Annotated in this window: 19 protein-coding genes and 1 pseudogene; 8 read left to right on the top strand and 12 right to left on the bottom strand. The window is 71.9% G+C overall.

From position 1 onward, the window contains the following. Positions 1-31 precede the first annotated feature (31 nt). A complete protein-coding gene (locus AC5K6T_RS11505) occupies positions 32-793 on the top strand; it encodes a creatininase family protein (RefSeq protein ID WP_493208158.1) in 762 nt (253 codons plus the stop codon). A gap of 125 nt (positions 794-918) precedes the next feature. On the opposite strand, the pseudogene AC5K6T_RS11500 reads toward AC5K6T_RS11505, so the two are convergent. The 5 genes and pseudogenes from AC5K6T_RS11500 to AC5K6T_RS11480 all read right to left on the bottom strand — a co-directional run. Next, positions 919-2,247 (bottom strand): annotated as a pseudogene (locus tag AC5K6T_RS11500) (lysylphosphatidylglycerol synthase transmembrane domain-containing protein); the annotation flags it as partial. Next, positions 2,244-3,272 (bottom strand): class I SAM-dependent methyltransferase, encoded by a 1,029-nt coding sequence (locus tag AC5K6T_RS11495; protein WP_493208156.1) that lies wholly within the window; start codon positions 3,270-3,272, stop codon positions 2,244-2,246. The pseudogene AC5K6T_RS11500 and the gene AC5K6T_RS11495, both read right to left, overlap by 4 nt. Further along, positions 3,269-4,435 carry a glycosyltransferase family 4 protein gene (locus AC5K6T_RS11490; RefSeq protein ID WP_493208155.1) on the bottom strand — a complete coding sequence of 389 codons (1,167 nt, stop codon included), beginning with the start codon at positions 4,433-4,435 and terminating at the stop codon, positions 3,269-3,271. Before AC5K6T_RS11490 ends, AC5K6T_RS11495 begins: the two co-directional genes overlap by 4 nt. Then, positions 4,432-4,830, bottom strand: coding sequence for a 6-pyruvoyl trahydropterin synthase family protein (locus AC5K6T_RS11485; RefSeq protein WP_493208153.1), 399 nt, complete (start codon positions 4,828-4,830; stop codon positions 4,432-4,434). The genes AC5K6T_RS11490 and AC5K6T_RS11485 overlap by 4 nt, the downstream gene beginning before the upstream one ends. A 126-nt stretch (positions 4,831-4,956) precedes the next feature. Further along, positions 4,957-5,934, bottom strand: coding sequence for a zinc-dependent alcohol dehydrogenase (locus AC5K6T_RS11480; RefSeq protein ID WP_493208151.1), 978 nt, complete (start codon positions 5,932-5,934; stop codon positions 4,957-4,959). A gap of 117 nt (positions 5,935-6,051) precedes the next feature. On the opposite strand from AC5K6T_RS11480, the gene AC5K6T_RS11475 reads away from it, so the two are divergent. Next, on the top strand, positions 6,052-6,822 hold the full coding sequence (locus AC5K6T_RS11475) for a CDP-alcohol phosphatidyltransferase family protein (protein ID WP_493208149.1): 771 nt from the start codon (positions 6,052-6,054) through the stop codon (positions 6,820-6,822). A 218-nt stretch (positions 6,823-7,040) separates the two neighbouring features. On the opposite strand, the gene AC5K6T_RS11470 is transcribed toward AC5K6T_RS11475, so the two are convergent. Then, positions 7,041-7,766, bottom strand: coding sequence for a nucleotidyltransferase domain-containing protein (locus AC5K6T_RS11470; protein WP_493208147.1), 726 nt, complete (start codon positions 7,764-7,766; stop codon positions 7,041-7,043). 122 nt (positions 7,767-7,888) lie between these two features. Further along, positions 7,889-8,053, bottom strand: coding sequence for a hypothetical protein (locus AC5K6T_RS11465; protein ID WP_493209378.1), 165 nt, complete (start codon positions 8,051-8,053; stop codon positions 7,889-7,891). On the opposite strand from AC5K6T_RS11465, the gene AC5K6T_RS11460 reads away from it, so the two are divergent. Continuing rightward, a complete protein-coding gene (locus AC5K6T_RS11460) occupies positions 7,995-8,603 on the top strand; it encodes a lasso peptide biosynthesis B2 protein (RefSeq protein ID WP_493208145.1) in 609 nt (202 codons plus the stop codon). The genes AC5K6T_RS11465 and AC5K6T_RS11460 overlap by 59 nt on opposite strands. Before the next feature lie 104 nt (positions 8,604-8,707). Here the strand turns inward: AC5K6T_RS11460 and AC5K6T_RS11455 are convergent, their stop codons facing one another. Next, positions 8,708-9,067, bottom strand: a complete 360-nt coding sequence (locus AC5K6T_RS11455; RefSeq protein ID WP_493208144.1) for a hypothetical protein — start codon at positions 9,065-9,067, stop codon at positions 8,708-8,710. A 14-nt stretch (positions 9,068-9,081) separates the two neighbouring features. Further along, positions 9,082-10,335, bottom strand: coding sequence for a helix-turn-helix transcriptional regulator (locus tag AC5K6T_RS11450; RefSeq protein WP_493208143.1), 1,254 nt, complete (start codon positions 10,333-10,335; stop codon positions 9,082-9,084). A gap of 227 nt (positions 10,336-10,562) precedes the next feature. Here AC5K6T_RS11450 and AC5K6T_RS11445 point away from each other — a divergent pair, with 227 nt between their 5' ends. The 4 genes from AC5K6T_RS11445 to AC5K6T_RS11430 all read left to right on the top strand — a co-directional run bounded on the left by AC5K6T_RS11445 (position 10,563) and on the right by AC5K6T_RS11430 (position 13,561). Beyond that, positions 10,563-11,309, top strand: coding sequence for a hypothetical protein (locus AC5K6T_RS11445; RefSeq protein ID WP_493208141.1), 747 nt, complete (start codon positions 10,563-10,565; stop codon positions 11,307-11,309). Positions 11,310-11,401: 92 nt separating this feature from the next. Further along, positions 11,402-12,319, top strand: coding sequence for a phosphotransferase family protein (locus AC5K6T_RS11440; protein ID WP_493208139.1), 918 nt, complete (start codon positions 11,402-11,404; stop codon positions 12,317-12,319). Position 12,320: 1 nt separating this feature from the next. Then, positions 12,321-12,989, top strand: coding sequence for a class I SAM-dependent methyltransferase (locus AC5K6T_RS11435; RefSeq protein WP_493208137.1), 669 nt, complete (start codon positions 12,321-12,323; stop codon positions 12,987-12,989). A 26-nt stretch (positions 12,990-13,015) separates the two neighbouring features. Continuing rightward, a complete protein-coding gene (locus AC5K6T_RS11430) occupies positions 13,016-13,561 on the top strand; it encodes an HAD domain-containing protein (RefSeq protein ID WP_493208135.1) in 546 nt (181 codons plus the stop codon). 108 nt (positions 13,562-13,669) lie between these two features. Here AC5K6T_RS11430 and AC5K6T_RS11425 read toward each other — a convergent pair whose 3' ends face one another. After that, on the bottom strand, positions 13,670-14,143 hold the full coding sequence (locus AC5K6T_RS11425; RefSeq protein ID WP_493208134.1) for a transposase: 474 nt from the start codon (positions 14,141-14,143) through the stop codon (positions 13,670-13,672). Beyond that, positions 14,041-14,568 carry a transposase domain-containing protein gene (locus AC5K6T_RS11420; protein WP_493208132.1) on the bottom strand — a complete coding sequence of 176 codons (528 nt, stop codon included), beginning with the start codon at positions 14,566-14,568 and terminating at the stop codon, positions 14,041-14,043. Before AC5K6T_RS11420 ends, AC5K6T_RS11425 begins: the two co-directional genes overlap by 103 nt. Before the next feature lie 192 nt (positions 14,569-14,760). Here AC5K6T_RS11420 and AC5K6T_RS11415 point away from each other — a divergent pair, with 192 nt between their 5' ends. Then, positions 14,761-15,393, top strand: coding sequence for a hypothetical protein (locus AC5K6T_RS11415; protein ID WP_493208130.1), 633 nt, complete (start codon positions 14,761-14,763; stop codon positions 15,391-15,393). A gap of 81 nt (positions 15,394-15,474) precedes the next feature. Here the strand turns inward: AC5K6T_RS11415 and AC5K6T_RS11410 are convergent, their stop codons facing one another. After that, positions 15,475-16,719, bottom strand: a complete 1,245-nt coding sequence (locus AC5K6T_RS11410) for an IS110 family RNA-guided transposase (RefSeq protein WP_493208129.1) — start codon at positions 16,717-16,719, stop codon at positions 15,475-15,477. Between the last annotated feature and the right edge of the window lie 614 nt (positions 16,720-17,333).

Genomic DNA, 17,333 nt, shown 5'->3' with positions numbered 1-17,333 from the left:
TCCTCAGCAGAGATGAAAGGCCGTGAAAGAGATGAGTGGTTCGGACATACGGCCGGCGGCGTACAGCCTGCTGCCGGCCGACACGACGGACGACGTACGGGCCCGGGACGCGCGGATCGCGGTGCTGCCCGTGGGGAGCTTCGAACAGCACGGCCCCTTTCTGCCGCTGGCCACCGACACCCTCGTCGCCTGCGCCGTGGCCGCGGAGATCGCCGCCGCGCACCCGGTGCACCTGCTGCCGCCGGTGACGGTGTCCTGCTCGCACGAGCACGCGGCCTGGCCGGGGACGGTCAGCGTCTCCGCCGTCACCCTGCACGCGATCGTCCGGGACATCGCCGCCTCGCTCCGCGCGTCGGGCGTCGACACGCTGGTGGTGGTCAACGGCCACGGCGGCAACTACGTCCTGGGCAACGTGGTGCAGGAGGCCTCCGCCCGCGGTGAGCGGATGGCGCTGTTCCCGGCCGCGGAGGACTGGGAGGAGGCCCGGGAGCGGGCCGGGGTGCGCACCTCGCTGCTCACCGACATGCACGCGGGGGAAATCGAGACCTCCGTCCTTCTGCACGCGTATCCGGAAAGGGTGCGGCCCGGCTACGAGTCCGCCGATTTCGAGGCCGACGACCGCCGGCATCTCCTGACCGCGGGAATGTCCGCCTATACCGATTCGGGCGTCATAGGCCGTCCCTCCCTGGCATCCGCGGAAAAGGGAAAGGAACTCCTGGCGAGTCTCGCGGATTCCTTCGGTGCGTACGTCTCCCTGCTGCTGGGCGACGACGGTCCGGACGCGGCCGGGTAGGCGCGGGCGCGCAGGGCCGCGCACCAGCGCACCACGGGCACGGCGGCACCGGGCAGGCTCGCCGCGAAGCACAGCACGCCGTAGACGACGGCGACGGCGAGCCCGTTCGCCGCCCCCAGCCCGGCGGTGGCGAACGCCCAGGCCGTGACGCCCTCGCGGGGTCCCCAGCCGCCGACGTTCAGCGGCAGGCTCATCGCCAGCAGGGCGAGCACGGCCAGCGGCAGCAGGGTGAGCGCGGGAGCGCCCACGCCGGCCACCCTGGCGGCGAGCAGGAAGAGGGTGATGTGGCCGGCCAGCACGACCGTGGACGCGGCGAGCACGGCGGGCCCGGTGCGCAGGGAGAACAGCGCCTCGCGCACCTCGGCGGCCAGGGCCCGGCCGCGACGCGGGGCGGCGGGCCCGCTCCCGGGCCCGGAGGCGTCGCGGGACGGGGCCGCGCCGGGGCCGGCGCCCCGCCGGGGGGCGTCGGCCGGCCCGGTGGGCGGTGCGGGGACGCCGTCCGCGGCGGCCGCGCCGCGGGGCCGGTTCATGCGCAGGGCGGCGACGACGGCGAGGGCGCCGGTCGCGGCCACGGCGGCGAGGGCGGCGATCTGCCGGGTCTCCTCCCGCAGCGCGGACGGCACCGTGGTCAGGACGAGGCCGCCCGCGACGGCGAGGACGAGTTGCCCGGCCGTCCGCTCCAGCACCACGGCCCGGACGCCCCGGCCGACGTCGCCCGCGCTCTGTCCGTGCCGCACGGCGCGGTGCACGTCGCCGAGCACCCCGCCGGGCAGCGCCGCGTTCAGGAACAGCGCCCGGTAGTAGTCGGCGACGGCCTGCCGCAGGGGCAGCCGGATGCCCAGGCCGCGGGCGACCAGCTGCCAGCGCCAGGCGCTGAGCACCGTGGTGCCCAGGCCGATGCCGAGCGCGCCGAGCAGCGCGGCGGCGTCGATCCGGCGCAGCCCGTCCAGCAGCACTCCGGTGCCGAGCCGCCAGGTGACGGCGACCAGGACGGCGAGTCCGGCTGCGGTCCCGAGCCGAGCCCGCAGCCGCCCCCGCGCCGGCCGGGGCGGGGACGCGGCCTCCGCGAGGACGGCAGGCCCGGCCGGGCCGACGGGGCCGAGCGGGTCGGGCCGGCCGACCGGGCCGGCGGGGCCGACCGGGCCGTCGGGGGCGCTGGAGCCGTCGGGGGCGGCCGGGCCGTCGGGGGCGGCCGGGCCACCGGCCGGCCGGACCGGTCCGGCCGGGGCTGCGGTGGCCGGCCGACGGGCCGGACCGGTGGCGGCGGGGACCGTCCCCGCCGCCGTGCACGTCCTCGTACGCGGCTCCGTCCGGGCCCGGGACTGCGGCTCCGTCCGGGCCCGGGACTGCGGCTCCGTCCGGGTCCCCGGCCGCGGCGCGGTCCGGGTCCCCGTGAGCGGCCCGGTCGGGGACTCGGCCGGCGGCCCCGCCGGGGCCCTCGTGGACGCCGTCATGAGCATGCGTCCGAGCGCCGGGGAAGGGCCAGCAGATCGGCGTGGTGGACCGTGACGTGCAGCTCGCCCCGCGCGCAGGCGGCGAGCCGGGCCGCGAGGTACTCCGCCGCGGCCGCCCGCAGCTGGGGCCGCTGCTCCACCGCCGCGCCCACCCAGCCCCGCAGCCACTGCTCGGTCAGCCGGGCCCGGTCCGGGCCGAGCCGCCAGGCGCTGGGGCGTATCTGCACGGTCGCGCCCCGCTCGCCGAACGCCTCGCACGCCGCGTCCACCGCGTCGGGCCCGAGCAGGCCGGTGCTGCGCTGGTGGGCGTTGAACGCGTCGGCGAGCTCGGCGTCGAGCGGCTCGGCGGGGGTGAGTTCGACGCGGCCGACGACCGACAGGGTGAGCAGGGCGGGGCAGCCCGCTCCGGAGCAGGCGTCGGCGAGGGCGTCGATCTCCTCCCGGGTGAGGACGTCGAGCAGCGCGGAGGCGGTGACGAGCGAGGCGTGGTCGAAGGCGTCCGGGGTGAGCCGGGCGACGTCTCCGCGCCGGGTCTCGACGGTGACGCCGCTGCCGTCGGCGGCGGCCTTCGGGGAGGCCACGGCCGCGAAGTGCAGCAGGTAGGGGTCGCGGTCGTGGAGCACCCAGTGCTGGGCGCCGTCCAGCCGGGGGGCCAGCCAGCGGCCCATCGAGCCGGTGCCGCACCCGAGGTCGTGCACGACCAGCCTGCCGGGGTCCCGGCCGGGCGGGCCGGCCAGCCGGGCGCGCAGCGGGTCGAGCAGTTCCGCCGAGCGCGCCTCGGCGTCGGCCGCTTCGCGCAGTTCCAGCCATTCCGGCGCGTACCGGGGTGGTTCGGTGCCGTCCGGGCCGGGCCGGAGCCGTACGGTCTCGCGCTCCGCACCGGGGCCGGCCGCCCTGGACGGGGCGGTGGGGCCGGCCCCGGGGATGACGGAGGCCGGGGCTGCGGCGACCGCCCGCACCGCCTCGTCCGGCCGGCCGGCCGGGACCGCCCGGTCGGCGTGGTCGGCCGTCGTGGTCCGCTTCATGCCGCCCTCCTGGGTTCGCCCGGCAGCCGGTGCAGCACCCCGGCGAGGGTGCGGGCGGTGGTGGCCCAGCCGCCCAGCGCGGCGCGGCGGCCGCGTGCGGCGGACTTGAGCCGGCGTCGTACGTCCGGTTCGCCGAACCAGCCGCGGAGTTCCGCGGCGAGGGCCGCCGGGTCCTCCGGGGGGACGAGGATGCCGGGCACCCCGCCGTCGGGGGCGCGGCCGACCGCCTCCGGCACCCCGCCGACGTCGGTGGCCAGCACCGGGATGCCGCGCGCCAGTGCCTCCGTGACCGCCATGCCGTACGTCTCGGCGTACGAGGTGAGGACCATGAGGTCGGCGGTGGCGTAGAGGGCGTCCAGTTCGGCACCCGCCCGGGGTCCGGCCAGCCGGACGCGGTCGGTGAGGCCGTGCCGGTCGATCAGGTCGCGCAGGTGGTCGACGTAGGCCGGATCCTGGGTGAGGTTTCCGGCGCAGGTCCAGGTCCAGGGCAGATCGCGGGCCTCGGCCAGGGCCTGCACCAGCCGGTGCTGGCCCTTGCGCGGGGTGACGGAGGCGACCGAGAGCAGGTGGGTGACGCCGTCGGTGCCCGCCGCCAGCGGCGCGATGTCGGCTCCGGGGGTCGCCGAGTGCACCCGGTCGGGGGCGAGGCCGTGGTGGGAGACGAGGCGGCGCACCGCCCAGTCGCTGGTGGCGACGACCGCGTGGGCGGCCCGCAGCACGGACCGTTCGCGGGAGTCGAGTTCGGCCGCGACGTCCGGTTCCAGGCCGGTCTCGTCGCCGAGCGGCAGATGCACCAGGACGGCGAGGCGCAGCCGTTCGGCGGCGGGGAGGACGATCTGGGGTACGGCGCAGGCGACGAGGCCGTCCAGCAGGACGACCGCGTCGTCCGGCAGCCGGCGCAGGGTGCGGGCGAGTTCGGCGCGGGCGGCCGAGTCGGGGCGGGGCCAGGAGCCGGCCATGAGGTGGCGGCGGACCTGCCAGCCGAAGCCGGGCAGGTCGAGGCTGACACGCCGGTCGTAGGCGTTGCCGCCGCTGGGGCGGGACGGGTCGGTGACGCCGTTGGGCATCACGAAGTGCAGGGTGTTGAGGGTCATGGGCACCAGTTCGCCGCCGACGGGGACGGGATGCTCGCGCGCGGGGCGCTGTGTGGTCGTCCGGGTCACAGGGCACGCTCGTAACTCGCCCACGCCACATGCGACTCGTGGAGCGTGACCGTGATGCCTGCCAGGCCCTTCGCGCCCTCGCCGAGGGCGCCCCGGTGGACGCGGTGGGCGAGGCGGTCGGCGATGACCTGCGCGAGGAACTCGGTGGAGGTGTTGATGCCCTTGAAGTCCGGTTCGTCGTCCAGGTTGCGGTAGTTGAGTTCGGCGGCGATCGCGCCGAGCTCACGCGTGGCCAGGCCGATGTCGACGACGATGTTGTCCTCGTCCAGCCGCTCGCGCCGGAAGGTGGCGTCCACCAGGAACGTCGCTCCGTGCAGGCGCTGCGCGGGTCCGAAGACCTCGCCGCGGAAGCTGTGGGCGATCATGATGTGATCGCGGACGGTGATGCTGAACAACGGGCGACCCTCCAGTGCGGCGCGTCCGGTCCCCCGCGTTCCCTGCCCGGGGGGTGCCGTGTAGTACGGCTCGTGGCTTCCCCGCGTTCAGCGGGCTCTCACTCTCTCGTCCGGCCCCGTCTGAGGTCAGGGACCGGGGTACGCCACCCGGTGGCACAGCGCGGGCAGCTCTCCGGAGGTGATGCGGGGCATGACGTCGGGGAGGTCGGTGAAGTCGCTCTCGCCGGTGACGAGGGCGTCCAGGGCGGGATCGGCGAGCAGGTCCAGGGCGAGCGCGAGGCGCTCGGCGTAGGTGCGGTGCGCGCGTGCCGGGGAGACCGTGCCGACCTGGCTGGCGCGCAGGGTGAGGCGCCGGGAGTGGAAGGCCTCGCCGAGCGGCAGGGAGACCTTCCGGTCGCCGTACCAGCTCAGTTCGACGAGGGTGCCTTCGGCGGTGAGGAGTTCCAGGCCGCGGGCGAGGCCCTGTTCGGTGGCGCTGGCGTGGACGACGAGGTCGCAGCCGTCGAGGGCGTCCTCGGGTGCGGCGTAGGCGCAGCCGAGCGCGTCGGCGGTCGCGGCGCGGGCCGGGTCGGTGTCGACGAGTTGTACGCGTACGCCGGGGAAGCGGGCGAGGAGGGCGGCGACGGAGCAGCCGACCATGCCGCCGCCGATCACCGCGATCCGGTCGCCGACCCGCGGGGCCGCGTCCCACAGGGCGTTCACGGCGGTCTCCACGGTGCCGGCGAGGACGGCCCGTGCGGCGGGCACGGCGGCGGGCACGGGGGTGACGGCCGCGGCGGGCACGACGTAGCGGGTCTGGTGCGGGTAGAGGCAGAAGACGGTGCGGCCGAGCAGTGCGGCCGGGCCGTGCTCGACCACGCCCACGTTGAGGTAGCCGTACTTCACCGGCCCGGGGAAGCCGCCGTCCTGGAAGGGCGCGCGCATCGCCTCGTACTGGCTGTGCGGCACTCCGCCGCGGAAGACGAGCGTCTCGGTGCCCCGGCTGATCCCGGAGTACAGGGTGCGCACCAGCACCTCGTCTTCGGCGGGCTCCGGCAGGACCGTCTCGCGGATCTCGCCGCGCCCCGGGGAGGCCAGCCAGAACGCGTGTGCGGCTCGGTTCATCCGCATCCTCCTGATAGTCCTGAACGAACGGGTACCCGTTCCCGTACGGAGAAGAGCAAGGCCGCGCACAAGGTACGCGGCGTCGATCGACTCTGTCACACGGCCGGAGGATGCGCGGTGGCGCTGAACGACACGTACGACGCGAGGCCCGTCCAGCAGGAGCCCGCGGTCGGAGCGGGCGCGCAACTGCTGGTGCTGGCCCTGCTGGGACCGGCGGCCGGCCTGGGTGCGGTGGGCTGGCTGACCGGGCTCGGCTTCGCGCTGGCCGGCTGGGCGGTGCTGTCCCGTGCACTGCACCGCGCCCGGCCGCGGTCCTTCGGTCCGGCGAACCGGGTCACGCTGGGCCGGGCCGTACTGGTCGGGGCGGTGACGGCGCTGGTGGCCGACTCCTTCCGCAGTCCGCCGCCGGTCTCGGTGTTCGTGGCGCTGACGGCGGTGGCGCTGATCCTGGACGGCGTGGACGGGAAGGTCGCCCGGCGCACCGGTACGTCCACGCCGCTGGGGGCGCGGTTCGACATGGAGGTCGACGCGTTCCTCATCCTGGTGCTGAGTGTGTACGTGGCGGCCGCGCTGGGCCCGTGGGTGCTGCTGATCGGCGGGATGCGCTACGCGTTCGTCGCCGCGGCCCGCGCGCTGCCCTGGCTGAACGCACCGCTGCCGCCGTCCGCGGCCCGCAAGACGGTGGCCGCCCTGCAGGGCGTGCTGCTGCTGGTGGCGGCCTCGGGCCTGCTGCCGGTCCCGGCCGCGACCGCGGTGGTGCTGGTCGCGCTCGGGGCACTGGTGTGGTCCTTCGGGCGGGACGTGCGGTGGCTGTGGCGGGTCTCCCGGGGCCGCACCGGGGCGTCTGCCGGACGGGCGGAGCGGCCCCTTCAGACGGTGGCGGGCTGAGGACGGCGCACGGCCGGCCCCACCTCTCTGCCGGTGCGGCGGCGGGCGACGTCCGCCCCGTCGCGGCGTCCGGCACGCACGCCCGCCGCGCCGCCCGCAAGCCCGGGTACGTCCCGTACGAGGGCCTCCGGCCGGCGCGCAGAGCACGCACCGGACGCCGCTCCTCGACGGGGCGGACGCCGCCTGCCGCGGCACCGGGTCCGGCCGTACGGACCCCGTCAGGCGAGGGCGACGGGGTCGGCGGCGGTGGCCCCGTCGCTGTAGAAGTGGCGGCGCACGCGGCGCAGCCAGTCCTCGGCCGGGGCCTCGTCCGGCTGCTCGGGCAGCACGGTGGCCGTCTCGTCGAAGGCCGTCTCGTAGCGGCCGAGCAGCGCCACCGCCGTGGCGGGGTCGGCCGCGGCCTGCTCGCCGAAGCGGTGGTACGCCGCGGGGTCCTCGACCCGGACGGTCAGCTCGCCGGTGCGGTAGAGCGCGTGGCCCTGCTCGCACAGCCGCAACAGATGCCGCGCGTGCTTGGCGATCCGGTCGCGCCCGGCGCCGGCGGACCCGGCCGGGCGGGACCCGCGCGACTGCAGCCTGCGGGCCTGCTGGACGGCGTACCCGAGGTAGGCGTCGCGGACCCGGCGGGCGCTGAGGAAGGAGCCGCGGATGCCGATGAGTTCGTCGCCGAGCGGGGTGCGCACCTCGTACAACTCGTCCGGCAGCCAGACGAGTTCCATCACGGTCGGGTTGCCGCCCAGGGCGAGCCGGCACCACTTCGCGGCCTCGTGCAGGGTGCGGTCGGGGTCGGTGCTCACCCGGGTCTGCCGTGGTGCGTGCAGTCCGTGCAGGTCCTCGGTGGGCGCCGCGAACAGGCCGAGCCGGTCCACGTCCGAACCCGCGTGGGCCAGGCCGTACGCGGTGGAGCCGACGATGCCGGACAGGAGGAGGTGGCGGACGGTCATGGAGGCCCCCGGTGGGCGGACGGTGCACGGGTCGGGCGCCCGGGCGTGCCGGGGACTCCGGCGGGGCCGCGCGGCGCCGAGCCTCATGATGCCCCGCCGGGCACGTGTGTCTCACCGCATTTTCACAACGCCGGTGTGGACGGCGGGTTCACGTCGTCCGGACGGTCGGCTGTGAGTCGTCGGGCGGTGCGGGCGTCGTGGTTCTCGCGGTGCGCGAGGGCCTCGGCCATGTGGGTCTGCGCCCAGTCCCTGAGCCCGCGCGTCATGTGGTGGAGCGAGAGGCTCAACTGGGGTCCCTGCCGGTGTCCGAGGCTCGCATCACGCCATCTGGGACGAGGGTGCACGCGCTTCGGTCGCCTGGTACGGCTGGCAGAAGTGGGCCGCGAACTCCCTCGCCCGACCGGGGCGCACGCCAGCCTGGCAGTCCGGCCGGTCCGCTGGGCCGCGCGCCTGTTCCCCGCCCGTGTCGCATGCCTGGAAGAGTCCACGACAGCCGCGCTCCTGCTGGCGGCCGGCGGTCGTGGTGGAGCCTGGCGACACGGCGCCGCCACCGATCCGATGCGCATGCACGCCTGGATCTGTGAGGTTCACGGCCAGCCTGTCGCCAACGCCCGGCACCTCTCGCCGGGCCACACGATGGCGCGGTACGGCAGGCGTCGCGCTGAGGGAGCGAAGAAGCCGGCCGCTTCCGGTGCCAGATCACGCCGCGGCCGGAGAAACAGAAAGACCCCAGATCAACTGGGGTCCCTGCCGGTGTCCGAGGGGGGCTTGAACTCTCCTCTCGGGCACCAGCCCACAACCGCTCTGACCTGGGAAAACGCCCGTCGACAGGCTTGATTTCGGCGGGCGTTTCTCCTGTTCTTTCCTGCTGTTTCAGGCCCTCTCGGACCCCTGTTGGTCATGCGTTGGTCACGTGACCAACCCTCGGACCCTGGCCCTGATCAGGACTTTTCGATGACCTCGAAGATGTCGGCATCCGTCTCCTGCTGCCATGCCGGGAGGTCGGGCCAGTCGGCGACGTACCCCGGCTTGGGGTCCTCGAAGTGCTTGAACATCTGCGCTGTCCAGCACACCGCCACGAACCGGCCCTTCTGCTCCCGAGACAGCTTGGCGGTGTGACCGCCACTGATCTCGATGAACTGGCGGACCTGGTCATAGACGGCGCCTGCGGCCTCACGCTCCCACTGCGGCGTGTCCTCCCAGGGGGTGACGTACCCAGGCTTCGGCTCCCCCGGGAAGTGGCGGTGCACTCCTTCGATCCAGGCCTCCCGGAACACTCGTGCGCCTTCGACCTGCGACATGCCAACCCCTCTCGTCACGGCGTGCTCAGCGCGGCAATCTCCGCCCCCAGCTCCGCTACCCGGCGGTCCCTGCTCAGGGGGCCGAACTCATCGCACAGGGCTTGGAGTCTACGGGCGACGTACCCGGACGATGATGCTTGGGCCAACTGGATGGCCTCACGTCCGTACGCGACGACTTGTTCAGGGTCGCGCCGCTTCGCTCCGACGGCGGCAAGGTCGGTCAGGACGGCACCCCTGCGCCGGTACGACTGTCCGGAGGAAAGGGCGGTCTGAGCCAGTGCCTGCTTCAAGGTCTCTTCTGCCAGGTCGAGGCGTCCAAGCTGTACGTAACGCGCTCCCCGTTCCTCGGCCAACCGCGTGCCGTCGAAGCGCAGCCAGCCACCGTTGGCGGTGTCCGTGCCCAGTTCCAACACCCGCTCGACCTCGTCCAGTGCGCGCTCACACGAGGCCAGGTCGCCAGTGCCGGCGTACGCCTCGGCCTGGACAGCGGCGACCCAATGACGGGTGGCAAGACTGCTGTCTCCGCGCTGAGCCAGTCTCTCCGCCGCTCTCAGGATCTGCGCGGCCTGCTCGTATCGGTGCTCGTACACGTCCACGTAGGCGTGCCGCACGAGGGCGCACGCCCACAGGTCGAAGGCTCGGGCGTCCTTGCTGACGGACGCAGCCAGGGAGTAGGAGGCTGCCGCGTCGGTGTACCGGTTGGCATCGAAGGCGACTTCCCCGGCGAGCTGAAAGAGGTCGGATGCCGCGTTCAGGAGAGGGCGGGAGTTGCCTCGGGTGTCCGCCAGGGCTTCGTTCAGTGTCGAGAGCTGGTCGCGGACGATGGGGTAGACGGAGCCCTTGGAGCGGGCTAGCTGGTAGACCTGCCACAGGTGGCTGTTCATCCGCGTGAAGTCGGCAGGTGCGCCCCTGCGTACTCCGTCGGCCAGGGCTTCCGCCTCATCCAAGGGCAGCGTGGTCAAGGCTCCGCTGACGGTGAGTATGCGGAGGAATTCGCGGCGAATCATTTCGTCAGGGTCTCCCGCGCCAGGATGGTCATCGGACTGCTGCCCTGGAATTCCCTGGCTGACTCCTCGTGACTGCGCCAGGAGGGCGTCAAGCTCGGTGAGGCTGACTTCGAGGGCATCGGCCAAGCTCGGTCGCTGGGGCGGCTGAGGGGTGCTTCTGCCGCTCTCCCAACGCCCGATGGTCGTGCGGTCCACTCCGAGTAACTCGGCCAGTTGCTCCTGACTGTAGCCCAGAGCTTTGCGCCGTTCGGCCATGCTCATGGCTGCCCCTCTCCGTGACCCGCGCCGCCCTGCCCCGTGCACGGAAGTGCATCAAGACTGCCCCATCGATGCCGTGGGATGAACGGCCTTCCGGCGCTTTTCTTGGAGTTGTTGCCGAACGGCAGACGCCCCTGGCTGACCGGTCGGCGCCGGACCAGGAAGCGACCGACTGACGAGCGCGGATCACCTAGCGATCCGCCTCAAGCCCACCCGGAACGGAGACACAGGTGACCACCGTCGACACTGCAACGATCACAGTCGAACTGCCCGAGGCGTTCGACCCGCGCTGGAACCGCCTGCCCGGCATCACCGTGGACGGCAAGAAGATCACCCTCGACCCGGCCGAGTACTTCTTCCGGTTCGAGGCCAACACCTGGCTCGTCATCGACTGGCAGACCGTGACGGACGGCCTGCTGAACGTGGACGAGACCGAGACCGCAAGCGTCGAACAGATGGCGCTGGAGTTCGTGAAGGCCCACGGCCGCTCGACCAGCGACGCGGGCGAGGTCCTGTCCATCGCGTACCAGGTGTACTCGTACCTCTTCCGGGACGAGCACCTCGCCACGCTCGGCCTGCCGGACGTGACCGCCGAGCACCTGAAGATGCTCCGCGAGGCGGCCACCTTCATGGCCCTGAACAAGGTCGAGCTCGACGGCCACATCTCCAACGTCGGCCCGTGCTGGTTCTTCCCCTCCGCGACCGGAGTGGTCTTCGACCTCTCTGACGAGGGCGGCCAAATGCTGGACGAGGTCTACCACGGCGGGTGGTTCAACGAGCACCGCCGGATCGAGGGCATCAAGGCCCATGCCGCGCTCGGCGGTCGGCTGGTTCACGGCTGCCAGTCCAAGCCCGACCAGACCGGCGGCGTCGTCGCCCCCTACGGCGCGTCGATGGCCACCTTCGGCAAGGAGCTGGCCGCGATGAAGGCCGAGTGGATCGAGCAGGTCAACTCCTACCGGGTGACCGCCGCCTGATCCCAACGTTGATCCTCGGCCCGGGGCGCCAAGCGCACTGTCGCCCCGAGCCTGGCCCCCTGACCCACCCACGAACGAACGGAACCGCCCCCGTGGACAGCAAGCTCACCGCCGCCATCCTCGCCGACATCTGCGCCCGCACCGGCCAGCCGCTCCCCACCCGCGAAGAGATGCGGGTGTGGGACATGTCGGGTGTCGAGCGCTTGCGCTTCCCCCCGAAGATGCGCACCGCGATCTACAAGTACGCCGTCGAACCGTTCGCCACCGAGGACGAGATCCTTCGAGCCGCCGACCGGTCCGGCATCCCCGTCCCGAAGGTCATCGGCTCCATCGTCCGAGACGGAACCCTTGGCATGGTCATCGAGGACCTGGGCGAAGCGGTCCGCGAAGCACAGGATGCTGACGGCATCGTGGCCGCTGTCGCCCTGCACCAGGCACCCGCCACCCCGTCGCTTCGGGAGATGGACGAGGACGCGCTTGCCGCCCTGCCCGAGCTCGCGCTCGGTCACCTGCGCCGCCTGCACGATGCCGGCCGCTGGGACGAGGACACCACCGAGATCACGCTTGCTCTGGAAACCCTCGCCGCGTCGGCGGAGAAGCGGGCGACCGGCGCTGAGCTGGCCCCGTTCGGCTGGGTGCACTCCGAGTTCCACCCGACCAGCCTGCACATCAGCGAGGAAGGCTGGTACCTGCTCGACTTCGCCCGTGCCTTCACTGGTCCCGGCCTGCTCGACCTCGCGTCCTGGCACGGCACCACCGGCGACCCGAACCCGGCGAGGCTGCGCGCCTTCATCGAGGCGTACGTGACCGCTGGCGGCGAAGGGGACGCGCTTACCGAACGCGGGGGCCTTCCTGCCGAGCAGTGGGCGCTGGGCTGGCACCGAGTGTGGGCGAGTGAGTGGTTCATGGAGCAGGCGCTTCGCTGGATCAACAACCCCGAGGATGACCCGCTCTACATCAAGGTCGTCCGCAAGCACCTCCAGGCGGCCGTCAGGCTGTTGGAGGCATGACGTGGATGCCTGGGACGCCCACGCTGCCCAGCGCCTGGCAGAGGGCCCGCTGCGCCCTCTCGAATCACCCGCCCGGATGGAGTGGACACAGCGCCCCGGCATCGGCCCCGGCTCCGAGATTTTCGGCGAGGAACTGACAGGGCGACGGGTCGTGGAGCTGGGCTGCGGACCCGGCCACAACGCCGCCCACCTGACCAGCCTCGGCGCCAAGGTCACCGGAGTGGACCGCTCGAAGGGACAGATCCAACGGGCGTCCGCCCACTACGGGCACCACGGAACTGAGTTCGTCCACTCCCGGGCACTGGGCTACCTCACGCACGAGAGTGAACGCCTGGACGTGATCGTCTCGGTCTTCGGGGCGATCGGCATGGATGAACCGTCGAAACTGCTCGGCGCTTGCTCCCGCCGCCTCGGCCGCAAGAGCGTGCTCGCCTTCTCGGTACCGCACCCTCAGCGAACCGGCCACATCCCGGTCAGTCCCCTCACGCGTGACCGGATGACCTTGCCGGACGGCACCACCGCCACGGTGGACCGATGGGACATCGACCCGGCCGCATGGGTGCGGGCGCTCAACCGGGCCGGGCTTCTGATCACGGGCTTGACCAACCTGTTCGCCCCGGCTGACGCCCGCTGGCCGACCACCTTGCTCATCACCGCACGGAAGCCCTGACACCCGACCGAATCCGGGAGGCACCGATGCACCGACCCCCGTTCCTGCTGTTGGACATAGACGGCGTCTTCATCCCGTTCCCCGGACCAGACGGCGCCACCCCGGCAACCCACCCCCGCCACACGGTGAGCACGGACGACGTGGACAAGCCGTTCGATGTCTGGCTCAACCCGGACCACGGCAAGCTCATCACCGACGCGATCGGTACCGGCCTGGTTCGGCCCGTATGGTGCACGAGCTGGCGAAACGATGCCCGCCGCGTGATCGCCCCACTGCTGGGCGTGCCGGACTTCGAGCACATCGAACTGCCCAACCTGCCGATCAAGACCAGCCACCCCGACGGCTACCTGTGGAAGCGCAACCACGTAGCGGACTGGCTCGCTACCGCTCCGGCCGTGTGGATCGATGACGACTTCACCCACCTCGACCACCAGTGGGCGGCCGACCGTACCGCGTTCGGTAACCCGACCCTGTTGATCGAGCCTGACCCGCACGAGGGCATCCAGCCCGAGCACATCGCGTTCGCTCTGGAGTGGGCTGCCAACCACATGACCGTGAAGGAGGCGGCTTGATGTCGGCTCGACATGCGGCACCACAGGACCGTGACCGACTCGGCACGGTGCTCGCCGCGACCTGGGCCCTGCTTCACCTGCTCGCCCTCGGCTCACTCGGCAGCCTGGCTATGCATGAACGTCCGGCTGTCGCCGACCGTATGGCGACTCTCGCGGATTCCGTTCCGGACTCGGAGCCTGCCTGATGTTCGCGTCGATCACACGTACCTTCTCGGCGGCGATCACCGACAGGTACGAGCCGTCGGCGAGACGTGTGAGAACGGGGGTACGCCGGTTGCTGCGGAGCCGGCCCAGGAACTGAGCGCGGGTAGCGGTGACGGAGGCGAGGAAGTCGTTGCCGTCGAAGCCCTTGTCCCACAGGACGAGCATGTCCGGCCGCAGCAGATGCAGCAGGCGCGAGGCATAGCTGGTCTCGCCCTCGGCGGTGGGCCCGAACACCGCGCCGAGCAGGGCCCGTGTGCCGGTCTCGACCAGCGTCATCAACTCCAGTGTGGGGTAGCCGTGATGGGAGGTCCGCCCCAGCCAGGCCCTGTTTCGCCCGGAGTCGGGGACCTTCTGGGAACTGCAGCCGTCGAATGACACAGTCCGATACGGCCCGGACCGCACACCGGGTGTCGTCGGCCGCGGTCCAGAGGCCCCGCGAGTACCTCGAACAGCGCCCGCACCGGTGCACTGCCCAGCCGTCGGCACAGATCACGCAGGGCCTTCGGCGTCGGGGAGGCCACCGGCACCCCGGTCAGCCCGGCCGTCAGCTTGTCCCAGACCAGCCGGTAGCCGACTTCGGGGAACAGACACATCGCGAGCAGGAAGTAGATCCCGACGCGCGAAGGAAGATCACGAAGCCGTCTCTGCACCGACCGCGTCTCCGCCAGGACCGCGTCGACCAGCTCGAACGGCACCACGGCCGTCAGCTCGCCCAGATGCCCGGGCGCGAACCGGCCCGCACCCACTGTGACCGTACGGGTGATGGCCATCACCGGGGCCGGCAGGACATGATGAAGCGGCAACGGAGCTCCTCAAGTACAAGCTGTCTTGGACGACTGCCTGTACCAACGAGCTCCGTTGCTCTGAGTCAGGGATCTTTCAACTGGCTTGCGTGACCTGCGAAAACGTTAACTACCCGGCCTTGGGGCAAGGCCCGTCTTCGGGACGCCCCGCTGTGGACGGCCTACGCGGCCACCTCATGCCGCCGCAGTGAGGTGCTGGGGTGGAAGTGGTCGCTGATCCACTGGGATGAGTGCGCCATCGAACTCGCCTGGGTCGTGGTCGAGGAAGGCAACACCTACCGGCTGCGGAAGCTGACCAAGGACGGAGACGACAACGCGATCATCTACGGAGACCAGGCCCTGATGAACATCCTCAAGTGGCAGAAGGAACGCCAGGCGGAGCGGGAACGTCTCGGGGATCTCTGGGTGGACCATGACCTCGTGTGCGCCCGTGACGGCTTCAAGCTGTACCGGGGCGAGGCCGGCGGACCGCAAAACCCCGAGAAGGTGTCGGCCCGCTGGCGGACGGCACGCAACCGTCTGCACCTGCCGGAGAACTTCCGGCTGCATGACCGTCGGGCGTCGAAGACCACGAACGATCTGGACCACCACGAGAACCCGGTAGGGGTCTCGGCCAACGCCCGGCACCACTCGCCGGGCCACACGATGGCGCGGTACGGCAGGCGTCACGCTGAGGGAGCGAAGAAGCCGGCCGCTTCCGGTGCCAGATCACGCCGCGGCCGGAGAAACAGAAAGACCCCAGATCAACTGGGGTCCCTGCCGGTGTCCGAGGGGGGACTTGAACTCTCCTCTCGGGCACCAGCCCCCAACCGCTCTGACGCGTAAATAGGTGGAGGTCAGGGTGGCGTGAGGCAGATCTGAGTGCCCGGTGGCCGTGGTGGTCGCCGGGTGTCCGGGCCCTGGGCGTCAGGCTGCGTCCTCGATCGGGTTGAGGGTGACGGTGTAGCCGAGCTGGTTGAGCGCGGTGATCGCGCGGCGGGTGGCGCGTTCGGGGTCACGTTGGGCGAAGTAGGTGCCGCCGAGCTCGCGGTAGGGGACGTTGTCGGTGAGCATGTGCCAGATCGCGGTAATGATCGAGTGCTCGACGGCGACCAGGGCCTTCATCGGGCCGCGGCGGGCGGTCAGCCGCTTGTAGCGGGCCTGGAGGTAGGTGTCCTTGGTCCTCACCGCGCCGAAGGCGGCCAGGCCGAGGGCTCCTTTGAGGTACGGGTTGCCGGGGCGGACCTTGGTGTTCTTGGTGCGGCCGGCGGACTCGTGGTGGCCGGGGCAGACCCCGGCCCAGGACGCGAGGTGCCTGGCGGAGGTGAACCGGGCCATGTCGCCGCCGGTCTCCGCGATGATCACTTCGGCGACGGCCTGGTTGATGCCGGGGATGGTGTCGAGCAGGTCGAGGGCGGGACGAAAGGGGGCCATCGCCTCCTCGATCCGCTCATCGAGCTGTCCGATGGCGTCGGTGAGCTGGTCGTAGTGGTCCAGGTGCAGCCGGGTGAGGAAGGCGTGGTGGTCGCGGAAGCGGCCGGTCAGGGCCTCGGTGAGTTCGGGGATCTTGTTGCGGAGCTTGCGTTTGGCCAGGTCTGCCAGCGTCTGCGGGTCGCGTTCCCCGCCGATGAGGGCCTCCAGCATGGCCCGGCCGGAGACGCCCATGATGTCGGAGGCGACCGCGGCGAGTTTGATGCCGGTGTCCTCCAGCAGCTTCTCCAGCCGCTGGACGATCTGCCCGCGTTCGCGGGTCATCTGGGTGCGGGCCCGGGTCAGGTCCCGCAGTTCGCGCACCGGTGCGGGTGGCACGAACGAGGGGCGGACCAGGCCGTGTGCGCCGAGCTGAGCCAGCCAGGCGGCGTCGGAAACGTCCGTCTTGCGGCCGGGCAGGTTCTTGACCTGCCGGGCGTTGACCAGGATCACGTTCAGGTCCTCGGCCAGCAGGTAGTAGAACGGCTTCCAGTAGTCCGAGGTCGCTTCGATCACGACGAGGGTGACCTCGGCAGCGACCAGATGATCCCGCAGGGCGAGCACGGCGTTCGTGGTCGAGCCCCAGGTCGTGGTCTCGTTGGTGAAAGAGCCTCGCCGTTTCGTACTCGGGCTGCGGACACACGCCTTGGCGTCCTTCTTGCTGATGTCCACACCGGCGCAGCGTTCGTGCAGCACGTCCACGGCCCCGCTCCCTCCCTCACCGAACGGCCAAGCGGTACGCCGTTCCGGGAGGGCCAGGGTGGAACAGGAATTCTGACGCCCGTGCTTCGCAGCAACACTCCACGGTTCCCGTGGACGGCCCTCAGCGCCACGCTGACCTGCGAGCTCACCGGCATCACAGAGCAATCGGCTTCGGCCGGAACGAACCCCACCAGCGTCCCGGACCGGCATCAACCCCCGTCAGGGCAGACAGGAAGCACCTCGGCGCACGCCACGACATTTACCACGCCCCCGGCGCGCACCGAAGGTGCGCTGGATCGCTGACCTGGGAAAACGCCCGTCGACAGGCTTGATTTCGGCGGGCGTTTCTCCTGTTCTTTCCTGCTGTTTCAGGCCCTCTCAGGCCCCTGTTGGTCATGCGTTGGTCACGTGACCAACCCTCCTCCGAGGCGTCCGCACCTGGGTCGCGTCAGGCTTCCCGGACGGCGCCACGGGGCTACGCCCAGTCTGCACGGTCGCGTACGTGACCGCGTACCGGGGTGGGCTCGCGGCGGCCAGGGACCTGTTTATGCAAGGACACGCATAGTCGCGTTCACGCATAGACGCGTAGCGCCACCCCCTCTACTGTCGTTGGT

It is taken from the genome of Streptomyces sp. B8-7 (genome assembly GCF_058833805.1).
This window is presented reverse-complemented; position numbering and strand designations above follow the sequence as displayed.

Excerpts from the sequence above, each read along its gene's own strand:
- AC5K6T_RS11505 (WP_493208158.1), top strand. The coding sequence starts at position 32 with ATGAGTGGTTCGGACATACGGCCGGCGGCGTACAGCCTGCTGCCGGCC.
- AC5K6T_RS11495 (WP_493208156.1), bottom strand. The coding sequence starts at position 3,272 with ATGAAGCGGACCACGACGGCCGACCACGCCGACCGGGCGGTCCCGGCC.
- AC5K6T_RS11480 (WP_493208151.1), bottom strand. The coding sequence starts at position 5,934 with ATGAACCGAGCCGCACACGCGTTCTGGCTGGCCTCCCCGGGGCGCGGC.
- AC5K6T_RS11470 (WP_493208147.1), bottom strand. The coding sequence starts at position 7,766 with ATGACCGTCCGCCACCTCCTCCTGTCCGGCATCGTCGGCTCCACCGCG.
- AC5K6T_RS11460 (WP_493208145.1), top strand. The coding sequence starts at position 7,995 with ATGTGGGTCTGCGCCCAGTCCCTGAGCCCGCGCGTCATGTGGTGGAGC.
- AC5K6T_RS11455 (WP_493208144.1), bottom strand. The coding sequence starts at position 9,067 with ATGTCGCAGGTCGAAGGCGCACGAGTGTTCCGGGAGGCCTGGATCGAA.
- AC5K6T_RS11450 (WP_493208143.1), bottom strand. The coding sequence starts at position 10,335 with ATGAGCATGGCCGAACGGCGCAAAGCTCTGGGCTACAGTCAGGAGCAA.
- AC5K6T_RS11430 (WP_493208135.1), top strand. The coding sequence starts at position 13,016 with ATGCACCGACCCCCGTTCCTGCTGTTGGACATAGACGGCGTCTTCATC.